The sequence below is a fragment of the Aureisphaera galaxeae genome, assembly GCF_028561275.1.
In the GTDB taxonomy this organism is placed as follows: domain Bacteria; phylum Bacteroidota; class Bacteroidia; order Flavobacteriales; family Flavobacteriaceae; genus Aureisphaera; species Aureisphaera galaxeae.
This window is the reverse complement of the sequence record NZ_JAQQTF010000007.1, coordinates 50,675-72,085: the sequence shown is the minus strand read 5'-3', so window position 1 is coordinate 72,085 and position 21,411 is coordinate 50,675. Positions and strand designations below refer to the sequence as shown.

Genomic DNA, 21,411 nt, shown 5'->3' with positions numbered 1-21,411 from the left:
CCATGGATCAGAACAAAGAAGAAATTGATATTTTTTATGTGCTCAATGCATTCTTAAAGAAGCTTAAAGGGTTTTTTAGGGAGTGCTTTAAGGCATATGATTTTATTATCAAAAAATGGGTGTTATTGCTTATCCTCATACTCGTTGGAGTAGGTGGAGGATACTTTCTAAATACGCTTAAAAACGATGTGAAAGAGGCCGAGATCTTGTTGAAGGCCAACTTCAAATCGGCAGATTATGTATATAGTGTTATAGAATCCCTGAATGCGAAAATCACCGAGAAAAGAGAGACCAAGAAAAAATTCTTCAAGGAAGAAGGGATTCCTACGGTATTTGCCGAAATGGGCGAGATGACCATAGAACCAGTGATTAACCTACGGGACTTGGTAGAAGGGTACGAGCCCAACGAGCCCACCTACGACGGGATCCTTCGCTATGTAGAATTCGAATTTGAAGAAGACGGTGAAATCACTCAGATTTCCGAAACGTTTACGGGACAATACAGATACCACAAGCTTAAAATTGTAGTGACCGATTCTACGAAAAACAGTGTTGTAGATACACTGGTGTCCTACATTAACAATAGCGAATATCTTACGGACTACAAGAACGAGTATCAAAAGACGTTGAGCGATGGTATTGAAAACAACAAGGCTACCATCAAGCAAATAAACGATGTTATTGCCACCTACAACCGCAACGAATCCCTTCCTACCAATTCGAATGAAATCTACGTGGTAGATAAGAACTTTAGTGTTGCTCAACTATTGGCTACTAAATATGAATTGGAGAAGGAGATCGAGGCTTTTAGAATGAAGGCGGTAGAATTGGATCAGGTTGTGGTAAACATGAATCATCCTACGCTATATAAAAAGGAGCGATCGCTATTGGAAAACAATATGGTGATTATTCCCCTTATTTTGGTATTTGCCTTTTTGGGTATTGCGTTTATTCGCTACACCTTCCGATCTCTGAGAAATTTCTCGAACCAAGATAGCTAAACACCGGTGATTTCGATTGCCCTTAGGCGATCACACGGCAAAGGGGTATGGATATTCAGAATAAGTTGCTCGGTTTTTTTAAGTCTGCGGTGGTAGGCAGGAGCATCAATGTGCTGCTACTCCGTGTACTGGGTGTCATCCTTTTTTTTTTAGTTACCACATTAATTACCCAAAACTTCCCAGCTTCCTTAGTGGGGGAGTACGACTTTAGCCGTTCTTTATTATTGGTGCTGGGAACCTTGGCCATTTTTGGGATGCAATCTTCCGTGATTTACTATTCCGGTTTTTTGGCCTCTATGGAACGCCTTTCATACATAAAAAAGGTCTATGCACAGATGATTCTCATAGTATTCGCGCTTTCAGTGCTTATTCTCTTGGGAAGTCAGTTATTTCGAATTGAAGCCATATCCGAGCTTACGGGTTTTCATCTTTCATCCAACGTAACCAAGACCCTATTGGCCGTGTTTTTTTATGGAGTCACGATGCTCAACATAGACACCTTTCGGGGAATGGACAAAATTTACGTTTCTGAGATTTTTAGAAATGTATTGCGCTACATTTTCTTCTTTGGGGCCGTTTGGTACATTTTTGCCAATGGAGAAACGGGCCGTTTGGTAGATGTTTTCCTGCTCAACTTTGTGCTGTTGTCGCTGTTGTCTTCTATTGCAGTTTTATGGTATTTTACCCGAACCCGCTTTAAGGATTCCGGTGCGTCTGTAACCATTAATTATCGAGATATTTTAAAACGTTCTGCGCCCATGGCGGTAAGTGCTGCGTCATTTCTCTTGATGCAGAGTTTGGACGTATTAATGCTTACCTATTTCACCGATTTCGAGACCGTAGCCTATTACAGCGTGGCAGTAAAGCTTACGTTGCTCATATCTATAGTGTTGTCTTCGGTAAATGCCGTTATCGCTCCCAAAATTGCCGAATTCTACGCCTCCAAGCACATGGATAAGCTGAAGAACACCATACGAAGGGGCACGCAACTTATTTTCTTTATGACGGCCCCCGTAATCCTAGTGTTGGCGTTGTTCTCTTCCTATGTTCTCGAATTTTTCGGAGACGGGTATTCGGCGGCCAATGTAGCCCTGATCATATTATTGGGAGGGCAAATTATCAATACATTTTGCGGTTCTATTGGGGTGTATCTCAATATGACGGGAAAGCAAAAGAAATTTCAGATCATTCTTATTTCGGCCTTGGTTATCAATATTGTGCTTAACTACATACTCATCCCGATACATGGAATGATAGGTGCTGCGGTAGCTACTTCGGTGAGTATGGTCCTTTGGAATACAGTAGCCGTTATATATGTATATAGAACGGATCGTGTTAAAACCTTTTTAAGTCTGTGATGGAATCGTTTGCTGTAGATTTTTTTGTTGTGGGGGCCGCCAGAAGCGGTACAACATCCCTGCACAATTATTTGGGACAGCACCCAGAGGTATTCCTATCGGACGTAAAGGAACTCAACCACTTTTCGCAGGTAGAATCCAACGACCATTCCGATTATAAAGCGCCCAAAAAGGGAGAAAGCTACCACACCAAGATCATTAAATCGTTCGATGTATACCGAGATCTTTTTTCGGAAACGAGACCCGATCAAATAAAGGGTGACGTGAGCCCATCCTATTTATGGGGAACGGAAACGGCACAGCGCATTTATGACCACAATCCAGAAGCGAGGATCATCATTACCTTGCGAAACCCTGTAGATAGGGCCTTTAGTCATTTTGTAATGAATTATGGAGTGGGATATGACCGTGAACCTGATTTCGCAAAGGCTTTAAAGGCACCTTTGGATCGCGTTTGGGGAGGAGGTAATTTGTATTTGGAATGGAGCACCTATTTCGAGGCTGTGAAAAGTTACTTTGACGTCTTTCCAAAGGATCGCATTAAATTGCTCATTTTTGAAGATTGGACTCGAGATAAGGATGCAACGTTAAAGGAATTATTTCACTTTCTGAAGATTGATGACGCGTTCCACGTGGATCATACGATTCAACACAACCAAAAAGTGGCGTATAAAAACATAGGTTTGCTCAATTTTTTGAGAGGCCGCTTTATAAAAGATACCATAAAATCCATCCTGCCAAGCAGATTGAGGGACTGGACAAAACGGAAACTTTTTACCAGCGAGGAAATGGACATAACATTAGATGCTGGACTTAGGGAAGAATTGATGGATTATTTTGCCGAAGATGTACGAAAGCTGGAGGAATTGACGAGCATTCCATTGCAAGAGAAATGGGGATATAATTCAAAATAAACAGGAAGAGAAAGCATGATTAGCAAACAGCATAAAGTAATTTTTGTTCATGTGCCCAAGGTGGCCGGTCAGAGCATAGAGACCATGTTCCTAAACGAACTAGGGCTTAACTGGGATACAAGGGCAAGTTTGCTATTAAGGAAGAAAGAACCGAACGAAGAAGGGCCTTTTCGCTTGGCCCATCTTACAGCTTCAGAATATGTGAAGTTAAACTATATAGACGAAGCCCGTTTCAAGGATTATTTCAAATTCTCCTTTGTACGGGATCCTTATAAAAGGGCATTTTCTTTTTATAACTTTCTGGGGTATTCCAAGATCATTAGTTTTAGGAGTTTTGTAAACCATGTATTGCCTCGAAAACTGAAGGAAAATGACTTCTTTTTTAAGTCGCAGTATGATTATTTATACAGTGAAAAGGGCGAGCTTATGGTAGATTATTTGGGAAGGCTGGAGACGATAAAGGAAGATATCGAAAAAGTAAAAGAGATTTGTGGGCTTAAAGGCGCAACCCTCCCCCATGTAAACAAATCTAAGGGGGAGTGGAATCGGGCCGTAGGTCACTTGGTACGTACTCCTTATTTGTGGAGATATTTTAAGTTGAACGCCAAGAAACAGCAATTTGATGCCGTTTTTACACAAGAAATAAAGGATAAAGTATACGAATTGTACCAGAAGGATTTTGAACCCTTCGGATACAAAAGATAAATCATGAGTCAGAACCTCATTAGAACAGGAATTGTATTGCTCATTGTAGCACTATGGACAGAGAACCTCGAAATCTCCTTTTTGGTTTCGGCTGGGGTTTTGTTGTTCAATTTTGGCAGCCGGTTTTCGAAGGAGGTTTTTACCATTACATCCATACTCTTTGGTTTAATGTGCATTGGCTTTTTAAGCCTGTTCACGTTCGATGGTGGCGTCTACGATTTCGTCAAGGATTTCGTGTATTTCCTACGCCCCATTACCATTTTGTTGGCCGTATATTTCTCGGTAAAGAACCTAGAGAAAAAGACAGACTTCTTCAACATTGTTGTATTGGCCGGTTTTTCTTTCGCCCTTATTCATATGGTCCATATCGGGGTGGAAATCATCGGGATGAAACCTGGTGTGGATAAGTTCAGGAATAAGTTTGGTCGTTTCAATCACGTGGAGATGTTGGCACTCTTTGCCATTATCTGCGTACGGGGACTTCCCGTGAAGAAAACGCGGTTTAAGGTGCTGTACCAATTCTTTGTTATTCTTTTGGCGGTATCTTTCCTTTTGTATTTCTCCCGAACCATGATGATTGTGCTCGTTTTAATGGTATTGGCGTATTACGGATACCTAAAACTGAATGCAAGGGGAGCTGTAGCTTTATTCGGGATGCTGGTGACAGGAGGATTGTTCATTCTGTTTTTAAGTCAGTATGAACCTTCCGAAACCAAGAACCCCACCCTTATTAGTACGTTCTTAACCAAAATGAAGAACTCCTATACCGAAACCTTGGAGCCCATTAAATTTGACAAGAACAAATTGGACCGAAGGGAATTGTGGCCCAGGTGGCGTGCCTATGAAGCCAGTTTGGTATGGAACGAAGTGAACGAGGAAAAGTCGTGGCTTACAGGAAAAGGGTTTGGCTCTACGGTAGATGTAGGGTTCGATATCATGCTACAGGGAGAGGAGATTAGACACCTTCCTACGGTGCATAATGGTGTTGCCTACGTCTATATGAAAACGGGCCTCATAGGCTTGCTGGTGTACTTATCCATGATTGGTATGCTGTACATGCAGTATTATAACAGACAGATAGAAAGGAATAGGGTATCGTTTAATCGTTTACTGGTAGCGTGCTCCTTTTATATCTTTGCCTCCAGTTTGGTGGTGACGGGAATATTTAAGCCATACGACATGGCAACATTTTTAATTGGTGGCATTTTGGCCCTAAAACAGTTTAGCGATTTTGAAAATAGGAATATTAGGGACGAGGGGAATTCCTAACTATCATGGCGGTTTCGAGCAATTTGCCGAGTTTTTTGCAGCTTTTCTAGCCGAAAAGGGGCATGAGGTATATGTGTATTCTTCGCACTCACATCCCTACCAGGAAAAAACGTTCATGGGCGCCCACATTATTCACTGTAACGATCCCGAGGAGAAGATAGGAACAGCGGGACAATTTATCTACGACCTTAACTGTATTTTAGACGCCAAGAAAAGGAACTTCGACATCCTATTGCAATTGGGGTATACCAGTAATTCTGTTTGGTACAAATTACTACCCAAAAAACCTTTGATCATCACAAACATGGATGGTTTGGAATGGAAGCGTTCCAAATACAGCAAAGCAGTTCGGCATTTCCTGAAACATGCAGAGAAATGGGCCGTTAAAAGCAGCGATTATCTTATAGCCGACTCCATTGGGATTCAAAATTATTTGGAGAAAACGTACAAAAGGGAGTCGAGATATATCGCCTATGGTGCCGAAAAGTTCGAAAACCCCAATGTAGATGTGTTAAAAGAATATGGACTCGAAACGGGAGGCTACAATATGCTCATTGCCCGTATGGAGCCTGAGAACAATATTGAAACCATTTTGGATGGAGTGGCAAAGGCAAAGCAGAAAACACCATTTTTGGTGATTGGAAAGCACGACACCAATGCTTTTGGGAAACACCTCACTCAAAAGTTCAAAGAGGTGGAACATATCAAGTTTTTGGGTGGGATCTACAACTTTGATCATTTGAACAATCTTCGGTATTACTCCAATCTTTACTTCCATGGACACAGTGTTGGGGGTACGAATCCATCCTTGTTGGAAGCCATGGCGAGCAATGCACTCATCATTGCCCATAAGAATGAGTTTAATGGGAAAATTTTGGAGGAGGATGCTTTTTATTTTACGAACTCCGATGAGGTGGCAGGATATATCGATTCCATAAACGACAAGTCGACCCACAAGTCCTTTTTATGCAATAATTCGGATAAAATAAGCAACCTTTTCGCATGGGACATCATCAACAATAAGTACTTGAATTTTTTCGAAGAAGTCTATGCAAAGGATTAAGGAACTGCTTCTTTCTGAAGACACCCACGGTTATTTATTGGCAGCCTTGCTAATTAGCCTTCCTTTACCTTATGCATTCAGTTCTATTACAACCATTGTGTTGGGCAGCCTTGCTTTCTTTTCTTTTTTAATCCACAAAAAAGTAGTTTGGAAGAAAGCGTATTGGGCTCCCTTTGGCTTGTTCCTCTTAATGGTTTGTTCCCTCCTATGGAGCGAAAATGTAGATAAATCCATGCGTGGATTGGAACGACAACTCCCTTTCCTAATCCTGCCACTGGCCTTTCTTTTCATGCCGACCCTATCCAAAGATATCTGGAAAAAAGTGCTATATCGTTTCGCTGTTGGAATAGCTTTATTCGCACTGTTCTTTATTGCGGTGGCTGCGTTTAAATATATACAGAATGGCAACCGAGAGGACCTGTTTTATCATGGCCTTGTTGCCGTATTTGAGCTTAATGCCATTTACGTTTCCTGCATGACGGCCTTAAGTCTTTTATACATGGCTTTTTATGCAAAACGAAGCTGGTTTAATGTAGCGGTAGCGGGAATCTTATTCGTATTTCTACTTTTGCTTTCCTCCAAAAACATGGTAATTGTAACCTTACTGTGTGCCTTTATCGGATTTTGGATCAGTAAGCGTTTCTTTTCAAAAAAGCGGGTACTTATTTTAGGGGTCGTAGCCATTGGTGCAGTTGTTGCCTTTTTATTTAGCCCATTGAAACAAAGAATGGAAGAGGAGTTTACTTCCAACGTAAAAGAGGTACTTACGTGTGAGGAATTCAATCGGGTGTATCCATGGACAGGAACCACCATCCGATTGTTTCAGGCCCGTATTTTCTACGAAATGGCCAATGAGAACGATACTTTTCTTAGCGGTTTCGGAATCAATGCCTCCCAAGAGAAAATCGTAGAAAAGCAGAATCACTACAACCTCTATTGGGGGTACAATGTGTACAATTTTCACAATCAGTACATCCAGGCCTTTTCCGAATTAGGGGTGTTCGGTTTTGTTGGGATCCTTCTATTATTGTTTTTTATGCTGAAAGGATATCTCAACACCCGCGAACTTTTCCTACTCTTTTTTCTCATCGTTATGGCCTCGGTATTTGTTACCGAATCCTATATCTGGAGACAACGAGGCATGCTTCATTTCTTGGTGCTGTATGGGATGATGGCGAAAATCCCCTTAGGGAATACGCTCGAGAAAAAAATGGAAGAGTCCTCCCAAGAAGCAGAATAAGGATCACAAATTCTTTAAAAAAGGGCTGCTTCCCCCATTTTTCATAGTTTTGCGACATAAAGGAAGGACCACTTATGAGGATATTGATCGACGCCCATGTTTTCGATGGAAAATTTCAAGGCTCCCGCACCTATTTGTTGGGCCTGTACAGGGCCATGCTCGATCTTAGGAAGGATTGGACCTTCTACTTTGCTGCTTGGGACATTAAGAATGTAGAGGCGGTTTTTGGAGACTACAAAAACGCCCAATTCGTTGAACTTCCTTCGGGAAACAAGTATCGTAGATTGCTCTCGGAGTTTCCCAGGATTATAAGAAAACATCAAATCGATTATGCCCACTTTCAGTACGTTTCCCCGCTTATAAAACGGGGTAAGTATATAGTGACCACGCACGATATACTTTTTGAAGAAGAACGGTTTGCCTCGTATTTTCCGAAGAAATATCGCTTTATAAATGGCAAACTGTTTAAAAGGTCTGCAAAAAAGGCCGACGTATTGCTGACGGTTTCACAATATTCCAAGGAAAAAATCCATGAATACTATGCGATTCCAGAATCATCCATACATGTAACCCCCAACGCGGTAACCATTCAGGATGATACGGAAAATGCTTCGGCTTATATCAAAGAAAAGTTCAATTGCAGCAAATACTTGCTTTATGTAAGCCGTATAGAGCCCAGGAAAAACCACATTTCTATTTTAAAGGCCTTTGCAAACCTAAAACTCCATGAGCAAGGATATCAATTGGTCTTTATAGGGAAGCATGATATAGATTATCCGGAAATGGATGCCTTTTTGGAGAAAAGTCAAGCTACTTTCAAGGATCATCTCGTATGTCTTTCGGGGATTTCGGATGCAGACCTAAAACACTTTTATGCAGCCTGCGAAATGGTTGTGTATCCTTCCTTTGCCGAAGGGTTTGGGATTCCACCTTTAGAAGGAGCCGTATTCAAAAAACCAGTAATTTGCTCTTCGGCTACCGCTATGTCCGAATTCGATTTCTTCCCATACCATGTGGATCCCGATAATCAACAAGAAATAGAAAGTGCTATACAAGCAACCCTCACGGGAGAACCGTATCCATTAGAGGACATTAAAAACAAAGTAGAAGAAAGATACCATTGGGTTCGCTCCGCAGAAGTATTGATCGAAGCCATCGAGGCACAAAACTAGATCGTATTGGAAAATAGGATGCTTCCAGATTCTTTGTTACTTTTATTCACTCATATATGAGCCTGTGAGAATCCTTTTTGCTTCCATATACCCCTATGTGTTCCTGTTGTTGTTTTTTACAATTCCATTCGACAATTACCTAAGGGCACTTCCCAACATATTACTGGCAATCCTAGCGATTCTCTTTCCATTTATTGTTCGCAAAAACCATATACTACGTTTAAAGCGAATGCCCACTATTTTATTGGGTGTTTTTGTGGGATACTTGGTGTTGAATGCCCTTGTTTTTGGGCGACTGGAAGAAGATTGGGTAGTCTTGAAAAAAGTACTGCTTTCCTTAGGATTGGTAGTACTGTATATTCCCATAGATGGGTTTAAAAAAATCTATAAGGCGGTCATTTTTTCGTCTTTAGCCGCGATAGTGTTCTCCTTGATTAAATTGGTAATGGTCGTAAATGCGTCGGACAGCTTTAACTTTTTGGATTCTGCCATCATCATCGAAGCCTTATTAACGGAGCGTCTTTATTTGGGGCTTTTGTGTGTGCTCAGTATCCTGGCATCCTATCAATCCATGAGAGACACCTATCACCCGGACAACCCCTATTACGTGGCCAATATCATTCTGAATGTACTATTTGTCCTGTTGATTGTTTCACGTATTTCGATCATCGTGCTTCTGGTCATATTTGTACTGAGCTTTTTCTACAAAAAGAAACGCTTGCCGCAAATGTTCTTCGTAACCGGAGGTTTCCTTCTGGCGATCATTCTTACGTTTATTTTGAACAATGACCTTCGAAATCAGATATTCTATTCGGGCAGCCAACACAACGACGGGCTTATAGAAAATACTTTGGCGGTAGAACCCAGGGCAGTTATTTGGGATTGTGCCCATCAAGTTTCTAAGATGGAGGGAACACTTCTAAAGGGACAGGGGTTCACCCAAACCAATCGAGAGATGCTTTTATGTTACGAGACGAGTGTAGAGGACGAAAGAAAACAGGCGTGGTTTCTATCCCAAAAATACAATACGCACAATCAATTTATCGATTTTTATTTGGCCTGTGGGGCCATAGGTTTGTTGCTTTTCTTGGGTAGCATAGTCATTCTATTCGTACGAAACCGAAAAGCGTATTTACCCACGGCGTTATTGTTCACCCTGGTGAGTTTTGCGCTGGTAGAAAACTTATTTCATAGACAAATTGGGGCCTACTATGTTGGGTTCATATTCATTATGCTCTTAATTGCTGAAGCAAAGAGTGAAAACACGGCTCTAAATGAGCCCTAAAAGCTAGGCAAATTGTATTTTTGCCGCGTTTAAAAAATTGTAAGTAAATGAAAATAGCAGTCATAGGAACAGGATATGTTGGTTTGGTAACCGGAACATGTTTGGCAGAGACCGGAAATGAAGTGATATGTGTAGATATCGATGCCGAAAAAGTGGCGAAGATGAGAAGTGGTATTGTTCCCATCTACGAACCTCACTTGGACGTTCTTTTCGATCGAAATATAAATGCTGGCAGGCTTCGCTTTACTACCTCATTGGACGAAGGTTTGGAGCATGGAGATATTATATTTCTAGCGTTGCCCACCCCGGAAGATGAAGACGGTTCGGCGGACTTGTCGTATGTGCTCAATGTAGCCGATGAAATTGGCAAAAAAATAAAGGAGTATAGGGTAATCGTGGACAAGAGTACGGTTCCTGTGGGAACTGCCGAAAAGGTGACCCAAGTGATTGCTAAAAATGCCACCTGCGAATTCGATGTAGTATCTAACCCTGAGTTCTTACGTGAAGGTTTTGCGGTAGACGACTTTCTTAAGCCCGAACGTATTGTGGTAGGTTCTAGCAGTGAGAGAGCTACGAAACTCATGCAAAAATTATATGCCCCTTTTGTGCGTTCCGGAAATCCCGTGATCATCATGGACGAAAAATCGGCTGAGCTAACCAAGTATGCAGCGAATTCATTCTTGGCTACGAAGATCACGTTCATGAATGAAATCGCTAATTATTGCGAAAAGGTGGGAGCCGATGTGGATAAGGTTCGCGTTGGTATGGGAACGGATTCGAGAATTGGGAAACGATTTTTATTCCCGGGTATCGGCTATGGAGGATCGTGCTTTCCTAAGGATGTAAAAGCGCTAAGAAAGGCAGGAAGGGAATTGGATTATGAGTTTCAGATTTTGAACTCGGTCATTAACGTTAACAAGACACAAAAAACGGCCCTAATTCCGAAAATAAATAAACATTTTGGCAATGATCTTAGCGGAAAGAAAATGGCCATTTGGGGATTGGCGTTTAAGCCCGAAACCGATGATATTAGAGAAGCACCTTCCATCGATATTATGGAAGCCCTATTAAGCGCTGGAGTGGAACTCACAGTTTTCGATCCAGAAGCCATGCCCAATATTAGGAAAAGATTTGGCGAGCGTTTAATCTATGCTTCTTCCATGTATGATGCCCTTGACGGAGCAGATGCTTTGGTTATCTGTACAGAATGGAGCATTTTTCGTACGCCCAATCTCAATAAATTGAAAGAGTTATTGAATGAGCCCACCATTTTCGATGGTAGGAATCTATATAATGTAGAGGAAATGCGGAGCGAAGGATTTACATATCAATCCATCGGTCGAAACTAAAACAAGAAGCATTTGGAAACGCATCTAGAAAATAAAAGAATACTAATTACCGGAGCTGCTGGATTTTTGGGGTCGCACCTATGTGATAAATTCATAGCCCAAGGCTGTGAAGTCATAGGGATGGATAATCTTATCACGGGGGAGCTTAAGAACATAGAGCATCTCTTCGGTTTGGAGAAGTTTACTTTTTATCATCACGATGTAACCAAATTTGTACACGTTCCCGGCAAGGTGGACTATATATTGCATTTTGCATCTCCAGCAAGCCCCATCGATTACTTAAAGATTCCTATTCAGACATTAAAAGTAGGTTCGTTAGGAACGCATAATCTGTTAGGGTTGGCCAAGGAAAAAAATGCGCGCATTCTTATTGCTTCAACTTCTGAAGTTTACGGAGATCCTTTGGTGCATCCTCAGAACGAAGAGTACTACGGAAATGTGAACACAATTAGTCCACGAGGGGTATATGACGAAGCAAAGCGTTTTCAGGAGTCCATTACCATGGCATACCATCGCTTTCATGGATTGGAAACGCGTATCGTTCGAATCTTCAACACCTATGGCCCAAGAATGCGTTTGAACGATGGTCGCGTAATACCTGCCTTTATGGGACAGGCATTGCGAGGGGAAGATTTAACCGTTTTTGGGGATGGATCACAAACGCGATCCTTTTGTTATGTCGACGATCAGATAGAAGGGATTTTCAGGGTATTGCTAAGCGATTATTCCCTGCCCATAAACATTGGGAATCCGGATGAGATCAGCATTTTGGATTTTGCAGAGGAGATTATAAAGCTTACGGAAACGGATCAGAAAATTGTTTTCAAACCGCTTCCTCAAGACGATCCATTACAACGACAGCCAGATATTTCCAAAGCCAAGGAAATATTGGGGTGGGACGTTAAAACCCCACGATCTGAAGGGATGCGTAAGACTTTCGAATATTTTAAAGGATTAACCGAAGAAGAATTGTTCAAAAAAGAGCATAAGGATTTCTCAAAACACAATAGACGTTAATGATTTTTAGAACAGGGAGATATTCAGGATTTTTAAGGCCGATTACCTATGGTATCGACCTTATACTTATCCATGCCCTGGCGTATTATTTTTTAGACGCCAATTTCCCTTTTCTCAACTACGTCATTTTCGTTTCCCTGGCTTGGATCATTGCAGCACTGCGCACCCATTTCTATGAGATATACCGCTTTACCCATGTGAGTAATCTCCTCAGCTTAATAGGAAAGCAGACGGTTTATTTCCTGCTCATCGTATTCACGTTTTTTGGAATTTATAACAAAGAACCCATGAACCCATGGATGGTTCTGTACTACGCGATTTCGGTAATGGGATGCATTTCTGCCGTGAAATTGGCCATTTTCTTCTTACTGAAAAAGTACCGCAGATTATGGGGAGGAAACATTCGAAGGGTGGTGATTATAGGATTGAACCAAAAGACGGATCAGCTGCGCACATTTTTCGAAAACAGGACCGAATATGGCTATCAGCTACGAAAGACGTTCGACATTAGTGTAACGCCTTTGGAGGAATGTTTCGAATATATTTCGGAAAACAACATTGATGAGATTTATTCCTCTGTTGCAGAATTGGATAACGATAGCTTAGTGAAGCTTATCGATTATGCCGACAACAATCTTAAAATCCTGAAGTTCTTGCCGGACAATAAGGAAATCTATACCAAGCGCCTTGATTTTACTTATTATGGAGTACTGCCTATTCTCTCGTTGAGAAAGATCCCTATAGACGAACCTTTCAACAAGTTTGTAAAGCGTAGCTTCGACATTGTGCTGTCCCTGATCATTATCGTTGGGATACTCTCTTGGCTCACCCCGGTTTTGGCGATTATCATTAAGTTGGAGTCCAAAGGGCCGGTATTCTTCAAACAAAAAAGGAATGGATTGGACTATAAGGAGTTTTACTGCTACAAGTTTAGGTCCATGCGCCCCAATCCAGAAGCGCACCTTCACCAAATCCGTAAAGGGGATCCAAGAGTAACCCGGGTAGGTAGGATTATCAGGAAAACGAGTATTGACGAACTACCTCAGTTCATCAATGTGCTGAAGGGAGAAATGTCCGTCGTAGGCCCGCGTCCTCACATGGTAAGCCATACCCATATGTATGCTGAGCGCATTGACAAGTTCATGGTACGGCACTTCATTAAACCGGGAATTACTGGATTGGCACAGGTGAGTGGATACCGTGGTGAAGTGGAGGACGATAATCACATTATAAACCGTGTGAAATACGATATTTTCTACTTGGAGAACTGGTCCCTTTTCTTGGATATAAAAATTGTGGTGCAAACCATATACAATGCCCTTCGTGGTGAAGAAAAAGCATACTAATACCCAACCCCTTGTTTCCATTATCACCCCGCTGTATAATGCAGAGGCTTTCATTGGCCAGAACATAGAAAGTGTTCTTAACCAAACCTACGAGAATTGGGAGCAGATCATTGTAGACGATGGGTCTACCGATACTTCCACCTCGATTGTAAAAGCATGGGCCGAAAAAGACGCTAGAATAAAGCTGATTTTGAATGCCGAGAATAAAGGCGCCGCTTATTCCCGAAACCACGCTACAGAGCTCGCTAAGGGGAATTATATAGCCTTTTTAGACAGTGACGATTGGTGGCATCCCTCCAAACTGGAAAAGCAGATAGAAAGTATGCAGGAAAAAGGGGTGGCTGTATCCTTTACCAGCTATGTTCACATGGACGAGCAGGGCAATCCATTAAGCAAAAGGATAAAGGCACTACCTGAGTTAAGCTATGAAAAACAGCACACGAATAACTATATCGGGAACCTAACGGGTATCTACAAATGCGCTGAGATTGGAAAAATAATGGCGCCGCCTATTCGTAAAAGACAGGATTGGGCCGTTTGGTTAGAAGCCATAAAAAAGAGCGGTCGTCCCGCTTTGGGACTGCAGGAAGACCTTGCGTATTATCGCGTGCGAAAAGGGTCCATTAGCTCGAATAAGGTGAATTTGGTCAAGTATAACTATCAATTTTACCGAAGGTATTTAAACTATAACAGCTTGAAATCTTTCCTGTGTATGCTTCGATTCTTCTGGGAGTATTTCTTGGTACGGCCCAAGCAGATTGAAACGTGGTAGTTATAATTTTGAAATAAACTGCTTCAATTTCCCGCGATTGCTGCGATCCAATACGGCCACTCGTTCAAAAGAAAGGGAAAGGCCCGATTCGAGATATTTGTATAGGGCTTCTTCAATGATTTTTTCTTTGTCTTCGGTAAGGGCTTCTTCAGACGTATAGTAAATTCTGAAAGCGTCTATAGCTGTTTGCTCTATAACGAACTCTTTTACATTCCCATCGTCTTCAATTACACTCTTGGTTACGTAATAAAAGGTAAGCCCAGGAACTGTTTTGCCACTGGGTAATTGAGCGATGTCATTGGTGCGCCCAATGAGTTGCTGAAGTACAGGTTTTTTGGGTGAACCGGCTCGGGAAAGAATGCCCGTATCGCCAATATCATATCGAATCATAGGATGAGCCTTGTTGTAGAAGGAGGTGATAACAATTCGACCAGGACTTCCATTTGGAACAACTGTTCCATTATCGTCTAAGACCTCTATTAATAAGGCTTCGCTGTTCACAACGAATTCATCGTGTTTGTTCGTAAATCCGATCAATCCCAATTCGCTCGCTCCGTATTCGTTCACAATCGGGATTTGAAACGTTTGTTCCAATAACTTTTTATCGCTTTCAAAAAGCATTTCACTGGTTACCAAACAACTGGTTAAGGAAGGACACACTTCTTTGAGAATGAGTCCCTTTTTCTGAAGGAATTTTGCAAACAAAACAATGGAGCTGGTATAGCCACTTATGTAGTCGAACTTCTTTTTGCGGAAGGCACGTAATACCCCTTCCAATTTCTTATCCGAAAGGTCGAAAATGGGAAACCGATAGCGTCTGCTCAAACGGTCTTTTAGTCGTTCCTTTTGGTAGCCTAAGGTGTCTAGCGGAATGCCATAAAATCGCGCCTGAAAACTTTTGTTGAGGTCAATATCGAACCACTGGTATCGATCCATGAACTCCGCCCAAGACAGCGCATGCGAAAATTTGTCTTTTGCAAAGATAAAAGGGTGCCCGCTCGACCCTGAAGTTTTGTTGATGTACGAGTTCTTTTGTGTATATCCTTTTGAAAGGCGATCAGAAAGCGGGCGTTGCAGGTCTGCCTTTTGCATGACGGGAATATCCTCCCAGCGTTCAGGTTTCTTGTTCCCCAAAAATTCCTGGTAAAATGGATTCTGCCGAAAGTGAAAATCTACAATTTCGCTACGCTTTTTTTCAATATAGTCGTGGTACTCGTTTTCGGGAATGGCTTGAATTTCTTTCAGTTTCCTTTTGGCATCCTGTATGGGGAAACCATTGAGCCGCAACGTAATTTCGAACAAATTCAAAAGAAAAAAGATTATGGGGTCAATTTACAAACAATTACTTTTGCAGTCTAAAATTTAAACAGTCTATCATGAACATTTTGGTATTAGGATCGGGAGGAAGAGAACACGCATTTGCGTATAAGCTTTGCGAAAGTACTCGTTCGGAAAACTTATATGTAGCTCCCGGAAATGCAGGAACCGACAAAATAGCCCAGAATGTTCCCATAGGTGTGAACGACTTTCCGGCCATCAAAGAGTTTGTGAAGGAGAAAAACATCCACATGGTAGTGGTGGGTCCTGAGGATCCATTGGTGAGAGGTATTTACGATTTCTTCGCAAATGATGAGGCATTAAAAAATGTAATGGTCATTGGGCCTTCTTCCAATGGAGCGAAGTTGGAAGGAAGCAAGGAACGCGCCAAGGAATTTATGAGTGCACACGGAATCCCAACGGCGGCCTATCAAAGTTTTACCGCCGATACCCTGGTAGAAGGAAAGGCCTTTTTAGAAACCCTACAAGCGCCATATGTGTTGAAAGCCGATGGATTGGCTGCTGGAAAAGGGGTACTGATCCTAAAGGATTTGAATGAAGCCAAAACCGAATTGGAAAACATGCTTACCCATTCAAAATTTGGTGCTGCCAGTGAAAAGGTGGTGATTGAAGAGTTTTTGGATGGTATAGAATTGAGTGTGTTCGTGCTTACCGATGGGAAAAACTACAAAATCCTACCTACGGCCAAAGACTACAAGCGCATTGGCGAGGGTGATACAGGACTAAACACAGGTGGTATGGGTGCCATTTCCCCTGTTCCTTTTGCCGACCAGGCCTTTATGCAAAAGATCGAGGAGCGTATTGTAAAACCTACAGTGAATGGACTTCAGACAGAAGAAATAGAATACAAGGGATTCATTTTCATTGGCCTTATCAAGGTAGATGGGGATCCTTTTGTTATCGAATACAATGTACGAATGGGTGATCCAGAAACCGAAGTTGTATTGCCGCGCATTAAAACCGATTTGGTGAGTTTATTGGAAGCTACCGCGACTCAAAGTCTGGATGCCGTTGCATTGGAAATTGACGAACGTGCTGCTACTACTGTAATGGCCGTTTCCGGGGGGTATCCAGAGGCGTATGAAAAAGGGAAGGAAATTACCGGTATAGAACGTATAGGAACGTCGATTGTTTTCCACGCAGGGACAACCATTAGCAATGGAAATGTGGTGACCAGTGGAGGAAGGGTGTTGGCAGTGACTTCTTTGGATAAGGACTTTAGAAGGGCATTGGAAAAGTCGTATGAAAACTTGGATGAGATATCTTTTGACAAGATGTATTTCCGAAAGGACATAGGGTTCGATCTGTAGAACCCAAAAAAGAAAGCATTAAAAAAGCCCCTCATCGAGGGGCTTTTTAGTATTATGAACGGCTTAAATCCGAGTCTTTTCCTAAGAAGGAGTGTGAAATCTGGGTTCTGTCTTCCTCGTTGTTATCATTGAACTTCTTAAGTTCTTTCATCCAATACACAAAAGCGACGAATCCGATTAAGGTAAATACCCATGACATGACATTTGCTCCCCACCAGTTCTCCAATTCCAATGAACGCAACGCATTGAAAGGTGCAAATAACACAGCTTCGGTAAAATCCTGTATTCCGTAAAAAATTTCTTTTAAGGACATATCTTTATCTTTAGGGGTACAAAAATAGAAATAAACTTACATGCTTACAAGCTTTTTCAGGAAATCCGGACCATTAAATTTTCTTATTGTAAGCCTGTACCTTTTGTTGTTCGCCACCCTTTGGTTTTTTATTGAAAAAGGAAGCGATTTTCAACTCCTCGAGTTGGGAGAAACGGCAATAACCGCTCTCTTATTGGTGTTTTCCCTTTTCCTATTGGATTTTATCGTACGGAAGAACGGTCTCGCACAAATCAACGCATTTACCATTCTGTTGTTCGCATCCTTGGTATGTTTTTTCCCAGATGTTTTTTCAGAAATAAAAATGGTGGGGGCTCAAGTCTGCCTACTATTTGCCATGCGCAGAATATTTAGTTTACAGTCCCTTAAGAACAATGAACGCAAAATATTGGACGCTTCCCTTTGGATTGCCATCGCGACATTTCTGTACCCTCCCAGCATTATCATGTTATTGGGGCTGCAATGGGCCATATTCATCATGCCCATAACGAAGCTGAGATTTTTCTTTATTCCACTGGTAGGTCTTTTGGCGGTGATCCTCATTGCCATGGCCGCCCACCTTTTAATTGAGGATAACTTTGCATGGTTGTCCGATCTTTTTAAAACGCCTTCTTTAGATTTTTCGACTTACGGACGTAAAACTTCATTGATAGGTGTCGCTTTTATTACAGGATCTCTCATTTGGGCCTTGTTTAATAGGATGGGTGTTTTATCCCGAATCCAAAAAAAGGAAAGACCCAATTATATGTTGGTCGTTGTGCTGCTGTTGGTATGTTTGGTGATCATTCTCGGTTCGGAAGCCAAAAACACGGCCGAATTCCTGTTCGCTTTTGCCCCTATGGCAATCATACTCGCCAATTATGTGGAGCACGATTCCGAAAAGTGGTTTAAGGAGATCTTGTTATGGGTATTCCTGTTGTTGCCCTTCCTGCGTTTTTTCATTTCCTAATGCATAAGGAACCTTTCTGTACTTGCTGCATCCTACTGTAAAATGTGGTACCTTTGCCACCTAATTTATTTTTGGACACGTTTATACAAAAGAGATGACATTCACAGAAATTGCCAATACCATTTTCAAGGAAGTAATAGACACCTATCACATTGTAGATGATCCTTATCAGCCCTTTACAAATGCTTACGATAAGGATTCGGATTTGCTTAAACATCTTTTGTATAGAAAGTGTTGGATCGATACCGTTCAGTGGCATTACGAAGATATAATTAGAGATCCCAATATCGATCCCATGGCAGCCTTGGACTTGAAGCGTAAAATCGATGCCTCCAATCAGGACCGTACCGATATGGTAGAGTATATCGATAGTTATTTCTTGGATCAATACGGCGATGTTGAGGTGCAAGAAAATGCGACGATCAACACCGAAAGTCCTGCATGGGGAGTAGATCGTCTTTCTATTTTGGCCTTAAAGGTATACCACATGAACGAAGAGGCTACTCGCGACGATGCCTCCGATGAACACCGTGCTGCCTGTCAGAAAAAATTAGATGTATTGTTGGAGCAACGTGTGGATTTGAGCACGGCCATTCAGCAATTATTGGACGACATCGCTCATGGAAGAAAGTACATGAAAGTGTACAAGCAGATGAAGATGTACAACGACGACGAATTGAATCCTGTGCTAAGGGGCCAGAAATAGGCAGGTCTTTCAGGTCGCTTTCATACCCAAGATGAAAACTCCCAAACACATTCTCGTTATCCGGCTTTCTGCACTCGGGGATGTAGCTATGACTGTTCCCATACTTAGGGTGCTGGTAGCAACCTATCCAGAACTTAGGATAACGGTACTTTCCAGAAAACAATTTGAACCGCTGTTTTCCAATATTCCCAATGTGAATTTTAAGGAGGCCGAGGTCAAAGGAAAGCACAAAGGGTTCTTCGGTCTTTGGCGATTGGCTAAGGAAGTGAAGCGCTTGGGGATAGATCATGTGGCCGATTTACATAATGTCATTCGATCGAAAGTGGTAACGCGTGTTTTGTCTTTCAGTGGAATTCCTTCGGTTACCTTGGACAAAGGGAGACAAGAGAAGAAAAAACTCACCAATGCCAAAGGCATGGGATTGGTAAAGCTCAAGTCGATGCACCAACGTTATGCAGATGTTTTTGCTTCGTTGAATATACCCATCGATCTCTCTGCCCATCAATTTCCGGAACGTGAAAAACTAACGCCCAGATTGCTAACCCTTATTGGGACGGAGCCCAAAAAATGCATTGGGATTGCTCCTTTCGCTGCCTATTCCAGCAAAATGTATCCTTTGGGACAGATGAAGGAAGTCATTCAGGAATTAGATGTTTTGGGGGATTATAAGATCATGCTTTTTGGCGGTGGTGCAGAAGAAGAGAAACAGCTCAAAGAATTGGCTTCGCAATTTACCTCGGTAACCAATGTGGCAGGAACACTAACTTTTGAAGAAGAGTTGGCTCTTATCTCCAATTTAGATCTGATGCTAGCTATGGACAGTGCGAATGGACATTTGGCCGCCATGTATGGTGTGCCGGTGGTCACTTTGTGGGGCGTAACCCATCCCTATGCAGGGTTCGTTCCTTTCAATCAGCCCGATGATTATCAATTAATGGCCGATAGAAACCAATTTCCTATGATCCCAACTTCGGTATATGGAAACAAATACCCCGAAGGTTATGAAGATGCGATGAAGAGCGTCCCTTCGGAAAGGGTGGTGCAGAAACTTCGGGAAATCCTTTAGAAGCTTTTATACATCGTCGTAATCTACCACTAACTTAGGCGTGGTAGGATGCGATTGACAGGTTAGGATAAGGCCCTCTTCCAATTCGGAATCCGTTAGGATCTGATTTTTGCGCATTTCTACTTTTCCTTCCTTTACCCTTGCGATACAGGAACTACAAATCCCTCCTTGGCAGGAATAGGGAGGATCGAGATCCTTATCCAAAGCAGCGTCCAAGACACTTTCTTCTTTGGACATGGTGAAGGTTTCGGTTTCATCGTCAACGATAACGGTGATTTCGGTAGTGCCCTCATGCGATTCGGTAAGTTCCCCTTCATCCGAAGAAGTAAAGAGTTCGAAAAGGATGCTTTCCTTTGAAACGCCTCTGTCCTGAAGGGTTTGGGTCACCGTATCGATCATGGCTTCTGGACCACAGAGGTAATAGCTATCAAAGTTATAATCCTGGAACTTGTTCTTCAGTAAGTAATTCACCACCGAACGATCTATACGACCACGCATGGCATTTTTCTCCTCACTCTGGCTGAAAATATATTCAACAATAAGACGGTCTGGATACTGTTGCTTTAGGTCTTCTAAGGCTTCCCAAAACATGGTTTCTTCCTTGCTTTTATTTCCGTACACCAGCGCAAAACGACTTTGGGGTTCCCGCTCCAACACATCTTTTACAATGGAAAGTACTGGGGTAATTCCGCTTCCTGCTGCAAATGCAGCGTAGTGCTTACTTTCTTCTGTTTGAGGTTCGAAAACGAAATGTCCTTGTGGCGCCATGACTTCCAGGGAATCCCCTACGTTCAAAACGTCGTTGGCATATACCGAAAAGGTTCCGTCTTCTACCTTTTTCACACCTACGGACCAGGTGCCGCTCTTAGGGCTACTACACAAAGAGTAGGCTCTACGCACCTCTTTGCCATTCAGTTGGGCCTTTAGGGTGATGTATTGTCCTGCTTTAAAGGCAAATGTGTCGGTAAGTTGGGTAGGGATATCGAAGGTAATGCAAACCGCGTTTGGGGTTTCTCTTTCAATTTCAGAAATGGGTAGCAAATGGAATTCGCTCATAGCAAAAAATTTTGGCAAAAGTACGAAGGAATTTTTGTCCTTAAGGCCTCCAAAATTCGAAACGGAGGCAAATTTTAACCAAATTCAGCAGTCATGTCAAAAAGAAACGTATTTTTACGTTTCCTTTGGGGGGTTGTACATACTAAAAACAAAGGATTTAAGTT

20 protein-coding genes are annotated in these 21,411 nt (G+C 42.1%); 17 read left to right on the top strand and 3 right to left on the bottom strand.

All coding sequences use genetic code 11. The features are described from left to right. Positions 1-2 precede the first annotated feature (2 nt). The 13 genes from POV27_RS13520 (at position 3) to POV27_RS13460 (ending at position 14,491) form a co-directional block, all read left to right on the top strand. Entirely contained in the window at positions 3-1,001 is a 999-nt protein-coding gene (locus tag POV27_RS13520) for a hypothetical protein (protein ID WP_272863319.1), read from the top strand. A gap of 47 nt (positions 1,002-1,048) precedes the next feature. After that, positions 1,049-2,359, top strand: a complete 1,311-nt coding sequence (locus POV27_RS13515) for an MATE family efflux transporter (protein ID WP_272863318.1) — start codon at positions 1,049-1,051, stop codon at positions 2,357-2,359. Further along, entirely contained in the window at positions 2,359-3,273 is a 915-nt protein-coding gene (locus POV27_RS13510) for a sulfotransferase family protein (protein ID WP_272863317.1), read from the top strand. The genes POV27_RS13515 and POV27_RS13510 overlap by 1 nt, the downstream gene beginning before the upstream one ends. A gap of 15 nt (positions 3,274-3,288) precedes the next feature. Continuing rightward, positions 3,289-3,978, top strand: coding sequence for a sulfotransferase family 2 domain-containing protein (locus POV27_RS13505; protein ID WP_272863316.1), 690 nt, complete (start codon positions 3,289-3,291; stop codon positions 3,976-3,978). Between the two features lie 3 nt (positions 3,979-3,981). Then, entirely contained in the window at positions 3,982-5,247 is a 1,266-nt protein-coding gene (locus POV27_RS13500) for an O-antigen ligase family protein (protein WP_272863315.1), read from the top strand. Then, complete coding sequence (locus POV27_RS13495; RefSeq protein WP_272863314.1) at positions 5,210-6,310, top strand: DUF1972 domain-containing protein; 1,101 nt, start codon at positions 5,210-5,212, stop codon at positions 6,308-6,310. The genes POV27_RS13500 and POV27_RS13495 overlap by 38 nt, the downstream gene beginning before the upstream one ends. Next, positions 6,297-7,550, top strand: a complete 1,254-nt coding sequence (locus POV27_RS13490) for an O-antigen ligase family protein (protein ID WP_272863313.1) — start codon at positions 6,297-6,299, stop codon at positions 7,548-7,550. The genes POV27_RS13495 and POV27_RS13490 overlap by 14 nt, the downstream gene beginning before the upstream one ends. A gap of 74 nt (positions 7,551-7,624) precedes the next feature. Further along, positions 7,625-8,722 (top strand): glycosyltransferase family 4 protein, encoded by a 1,098-nt coding sequence (locus tag POV27_RS13485; protein ID WP_272863312.1) that lies wholly within the window; start codon positions 7,625-7,627, stop codon positions 8,720-8,722. A 64-nt stretch (positions 8,723-8,786) separates the two neighbouring features. Next, entirely contained in the window at positions 8,787-10,007 is a 1,221-nt protein-coding gene (locus POV27_RS13480) for an O-antigen ligase family protein (RefSeq protein WP_272863311.1), read from the top strand. Positions 10,008-10,054: 47 nt separating this feature from the next. Then, positions 10,055-11,356 carry a UDP-glucose dehydrogenase family protein gene (locus tag POV27_RS13475; RefSeq protein WP_272863310.1) on the top strand — a complete coding sequence of 434 codons (1,302 nt, stop codon included), beginning with the start codon at positions 10,055-10,057 and terminating at the stop codon, positions 11,354-11,356. A 12-nt stretch (positions 11,357-11,368) separates the two neighbouring features. After that, on the top strand, positions 11,369-12,373 hold the full coding sequence (locus POV27_RS13470; RefSeq protein WP_272863309.1) for a UDP-glucuronic acid decarboxylase family protein: 1,005 nt from the start codon (positions 11,369-11,371) through the stop codon (positions 12,371-12,373). Then, the gene (locus tag POV27_RS13465; protein WP_272863308.1) at positions 12,373-13,719 is read left to right on the top strand and encodes an exopolysaccharide biosynthesis polyprenyl glycosylphosphotransferase; all 1,347 of its coding nucleotides are present in this window, start codon (positions 12,373-12,375) and stop codon (positions 13,717-13,719) included. The genes POV27_RS13470 and POV27_RS13465 overlap by 1 nt, the downstream gene beginning before the upstream one ends. Beyond that, positions 13,688-14,491: a glycosyltransferase family 2 protein gene (locus POV27_RS13460; protein WP_272863307.1), complete on the top strand. Its 804-nt coding sequence runs from the start codon at positions 13,688-13,690 to the stop codon at positions 14,489-14,491. Before POV27_RS13465 ends, POV27_RS13460 begins: the two co-directional genes overlap by 32 nt. On the opposite strand, the gene POV27_RS13455 is transcribed toward POV27_RS13460, so the two are convergent. Beyond that, positions 14,492-15,799, bottom strand: a complete 1,308-nt coding sequence (locus POV27_RS13455) for a phenylacetate--CoA ligase family protein (RefSeq protein WP_272863306.1) — start codon at positions 15,797-15,799, stop codon at positions 14,492-14,494. It lies immediately after the preceding gene. Positions 15,800-15,867: 68 nt separating this feature from the next. Here POV27_RS13455 and purD point away from each other — a divergent pair, with 68 nt between their 5' ends. Continuing rightward, a complete protein-coding gene (gene purD / locus POV27_RS13450) occupies positions 15,868-17,139 on the top strand; it encodes a phosphoribosylamine--glycine ligase (protein WP_272863305.1) in 1,272 nt (423 codons plus the stop codon). A gap of 52 nt (positions 17,140-17,191) precedes the next feature. Here purD and POV27_RS13445 read toward each other — a convergent pair whose 3' ends face one another. Beyond that, the gene (locus POV27_RS13445) at positions 17,192-17,452 is read right to left on the bottom strand and encodes a DUF6341 family protein (RefSeq protein ID WP_272863304.1); all 261 of its coding nucleotides are present in this window, start codon (positions 17,450-17,452) and stop codon (positions 17,192-17,194) included. Positions 17,453-17,492: 40 nt separating this feature from the next. Here POV27_RS13445 and POV27_RS13440 point away from each other — a divergent pair, with 40 nt between their 5' ends. From POV27_RS13440 to POV27_RS13430, 3 genes are all read left to right on the top strand, one after another. Continuing rightward, on the top strand, positions 17,493-18,419 hold the full coding sequence (locus tag POV27_RS13440; protein WP_272863303.1) for a DUF6427 family protein: 927 nt from the start codon (positions 17,493-17,495) through the stop codon (positions 18,417-18,419). A 94-nt stretch (positions 18,420-18,513) separates the two neighbouring features. Beyond that, the gene (locus POV27_RS13435) at positions 18,514-19,125 is read left to right on the top strand and encodes a DUF4254 domain-containing protein (RefSeq protein ID WP_272863302.1); all 612 of its coding nucleotides are present in this window, start codon (positions 18,514-18,516) and stop codon (positions 19,123-19,125) included. A 31-nt stretch (positions 19,126-19,156) separates the two neighbouring features. After that, the gene (locus POV27_RS13430) at positions 19,157-20,191 is read left to right on the top strand and encodes a glycosyltransferase family 9 protein (protein WP_272863301.1); all 1,035 of its coding nucleotides are present in this window, start codon (positions 19,157-19,159) and stop codon (positions 20,189-20,191) included. Positions 20,192-20,197: 6 nt separating this feature from the next. On the opposite strand, the gene POV27_RS13425 is transcribed toward POV27_RS13430, so the two are convergent. After that, the gene (locus tag POV27_RS13425) at positions 20,198-21,247 is read right to left on the bottom strand and encodes a ferredoxin--NADP reductase (RefSeq protein ID WP_272863300.1); all 1,050 of its coding nucleotides are present in this window, start codon (positions 21,245-21,247) and stop codon (positions 20,198-20,200) included. Between the last annotated feature and the right edge of the window lie 164 nt (positions 21,248-21,411).

What these genes read in the sequence shown, in the direction of transcription:
- POV27_RS13485 (WP_272863312.1), top strand. Translation starts at nt 7,625, where the DNA reads ATGAGGATATTGATCGACGCCCATGTTTTCGATGGAAAATTTCAAGGC.
- POV27_RS13505 (WP_272863316.1), top strand. Translation starts at nt 3,289, where the DNA reads ATGATTAGCAAACAGCATAAAGTAATTTTTGTTCATGTGCCCAAGGTG.
- POV27_RS13490 (WP_272863313.1), top strand. Translation starts at nt 6,297, where the DNA reads ATGCAAAGGATTAAGGAACTGCTTCTTTCTGAAGACACCCACGGTTAT.
- POV27_RS13440 (WP_272863303.1), top strand. Translation starts at nt 17,493, where the DNA reads ATGCTTACAAGCTTTTTCAGGAAATCCGGACCATTAAATTTTCTTATT.
- POV27_RS13475 (WP_272863310.1), top strand. Translation starts at nt 10,055, where the DNA reads ATGAAAATAGCAGTCATAGGAACAGGATATGTTGGTTTGGTAACCGGA.
- POV27_RS13425 (WP_272863300.1), bottom strand. Translation starts at nt 21,247, where the DNA reads ATGAGCGAATTCCATTTGCTACCCATTTCTGAAATTGAAAGAGAAACC.
- purD (WP_272863305.1), top strand. Translation starts at nt 15,868, where the DNA reads ATGAACATTTTGGTATTAGGATCGGGAGGAAGAGAACACGCATTTGCG.
- POV27_RS13460 (WP_272863307.1), top strand. Translation starts at nt 13,688, where the DNA reads ATGCCCTTCGTGGTGAAGAAAAAGCATACTAATACCCAACCCCTTGTT.
- POV27_RS13465 (WP_272863308.1), top strand. Translation starts at nt 12,373, where the DNA reads ATGATTTTTAGAACAGGGAGATATTCAGGATTTTTAAGGCCGATTACC.
- POV27_RS13430 (WP_272863301.1), top strand. Translation starts at nt 19,157, where the DNA reads ATGAAAACTCCCAAACACATTCTCGTTATCCGGCTTTCTGCACTCGGG.
- POV27_RS13500 (WP_272863315.1), top strand. Translation starts at nt 3,982, where the DNA reads ATGAGTCAGAACCTCATTAGAACAGGAATTGTATTGCTCATTGTAGCA.
- POV27_RS13445 (WP_272863304.1), bottom strand. Translation starts at nt 17,452, where the DNA reads ATGTCCTTAAAAGAAATTTTTTACGGAATACAGGATTTTACCGAAGCT.
- POV27_RS13520 (WP_272863319.1), top strand. Translation starts at nt 3, where the DNA reads ATGGATCAGAACAAAGAAGAAATTGATATTTTTTATGTGCTCAATGCA.
- POV27_RS13510 (WP_272863317.1), top strand. Translation starts at nt 2,359, where the DNA reads ATGGAATCGTTTGCTGTAGATTTTTTTGTTGTGGGGGCCGCCAGAAGC.
- POV27_RS13435 (WP_272863302.1), top strand. Translation starts at nt 18,514, where the DNA reads ATGACATTCACAGAAATTGCCAATACCATTTTCAAGGAAGTAATAGAC.
- POV27_RS13515 (WP_272863318.1), top strand. Translation starts at nt 1,049, where the DNA reads ATGGATATTCAGAATAAGTTGCTCGGTTTTTTTAAGTCTGCGGTGGTA.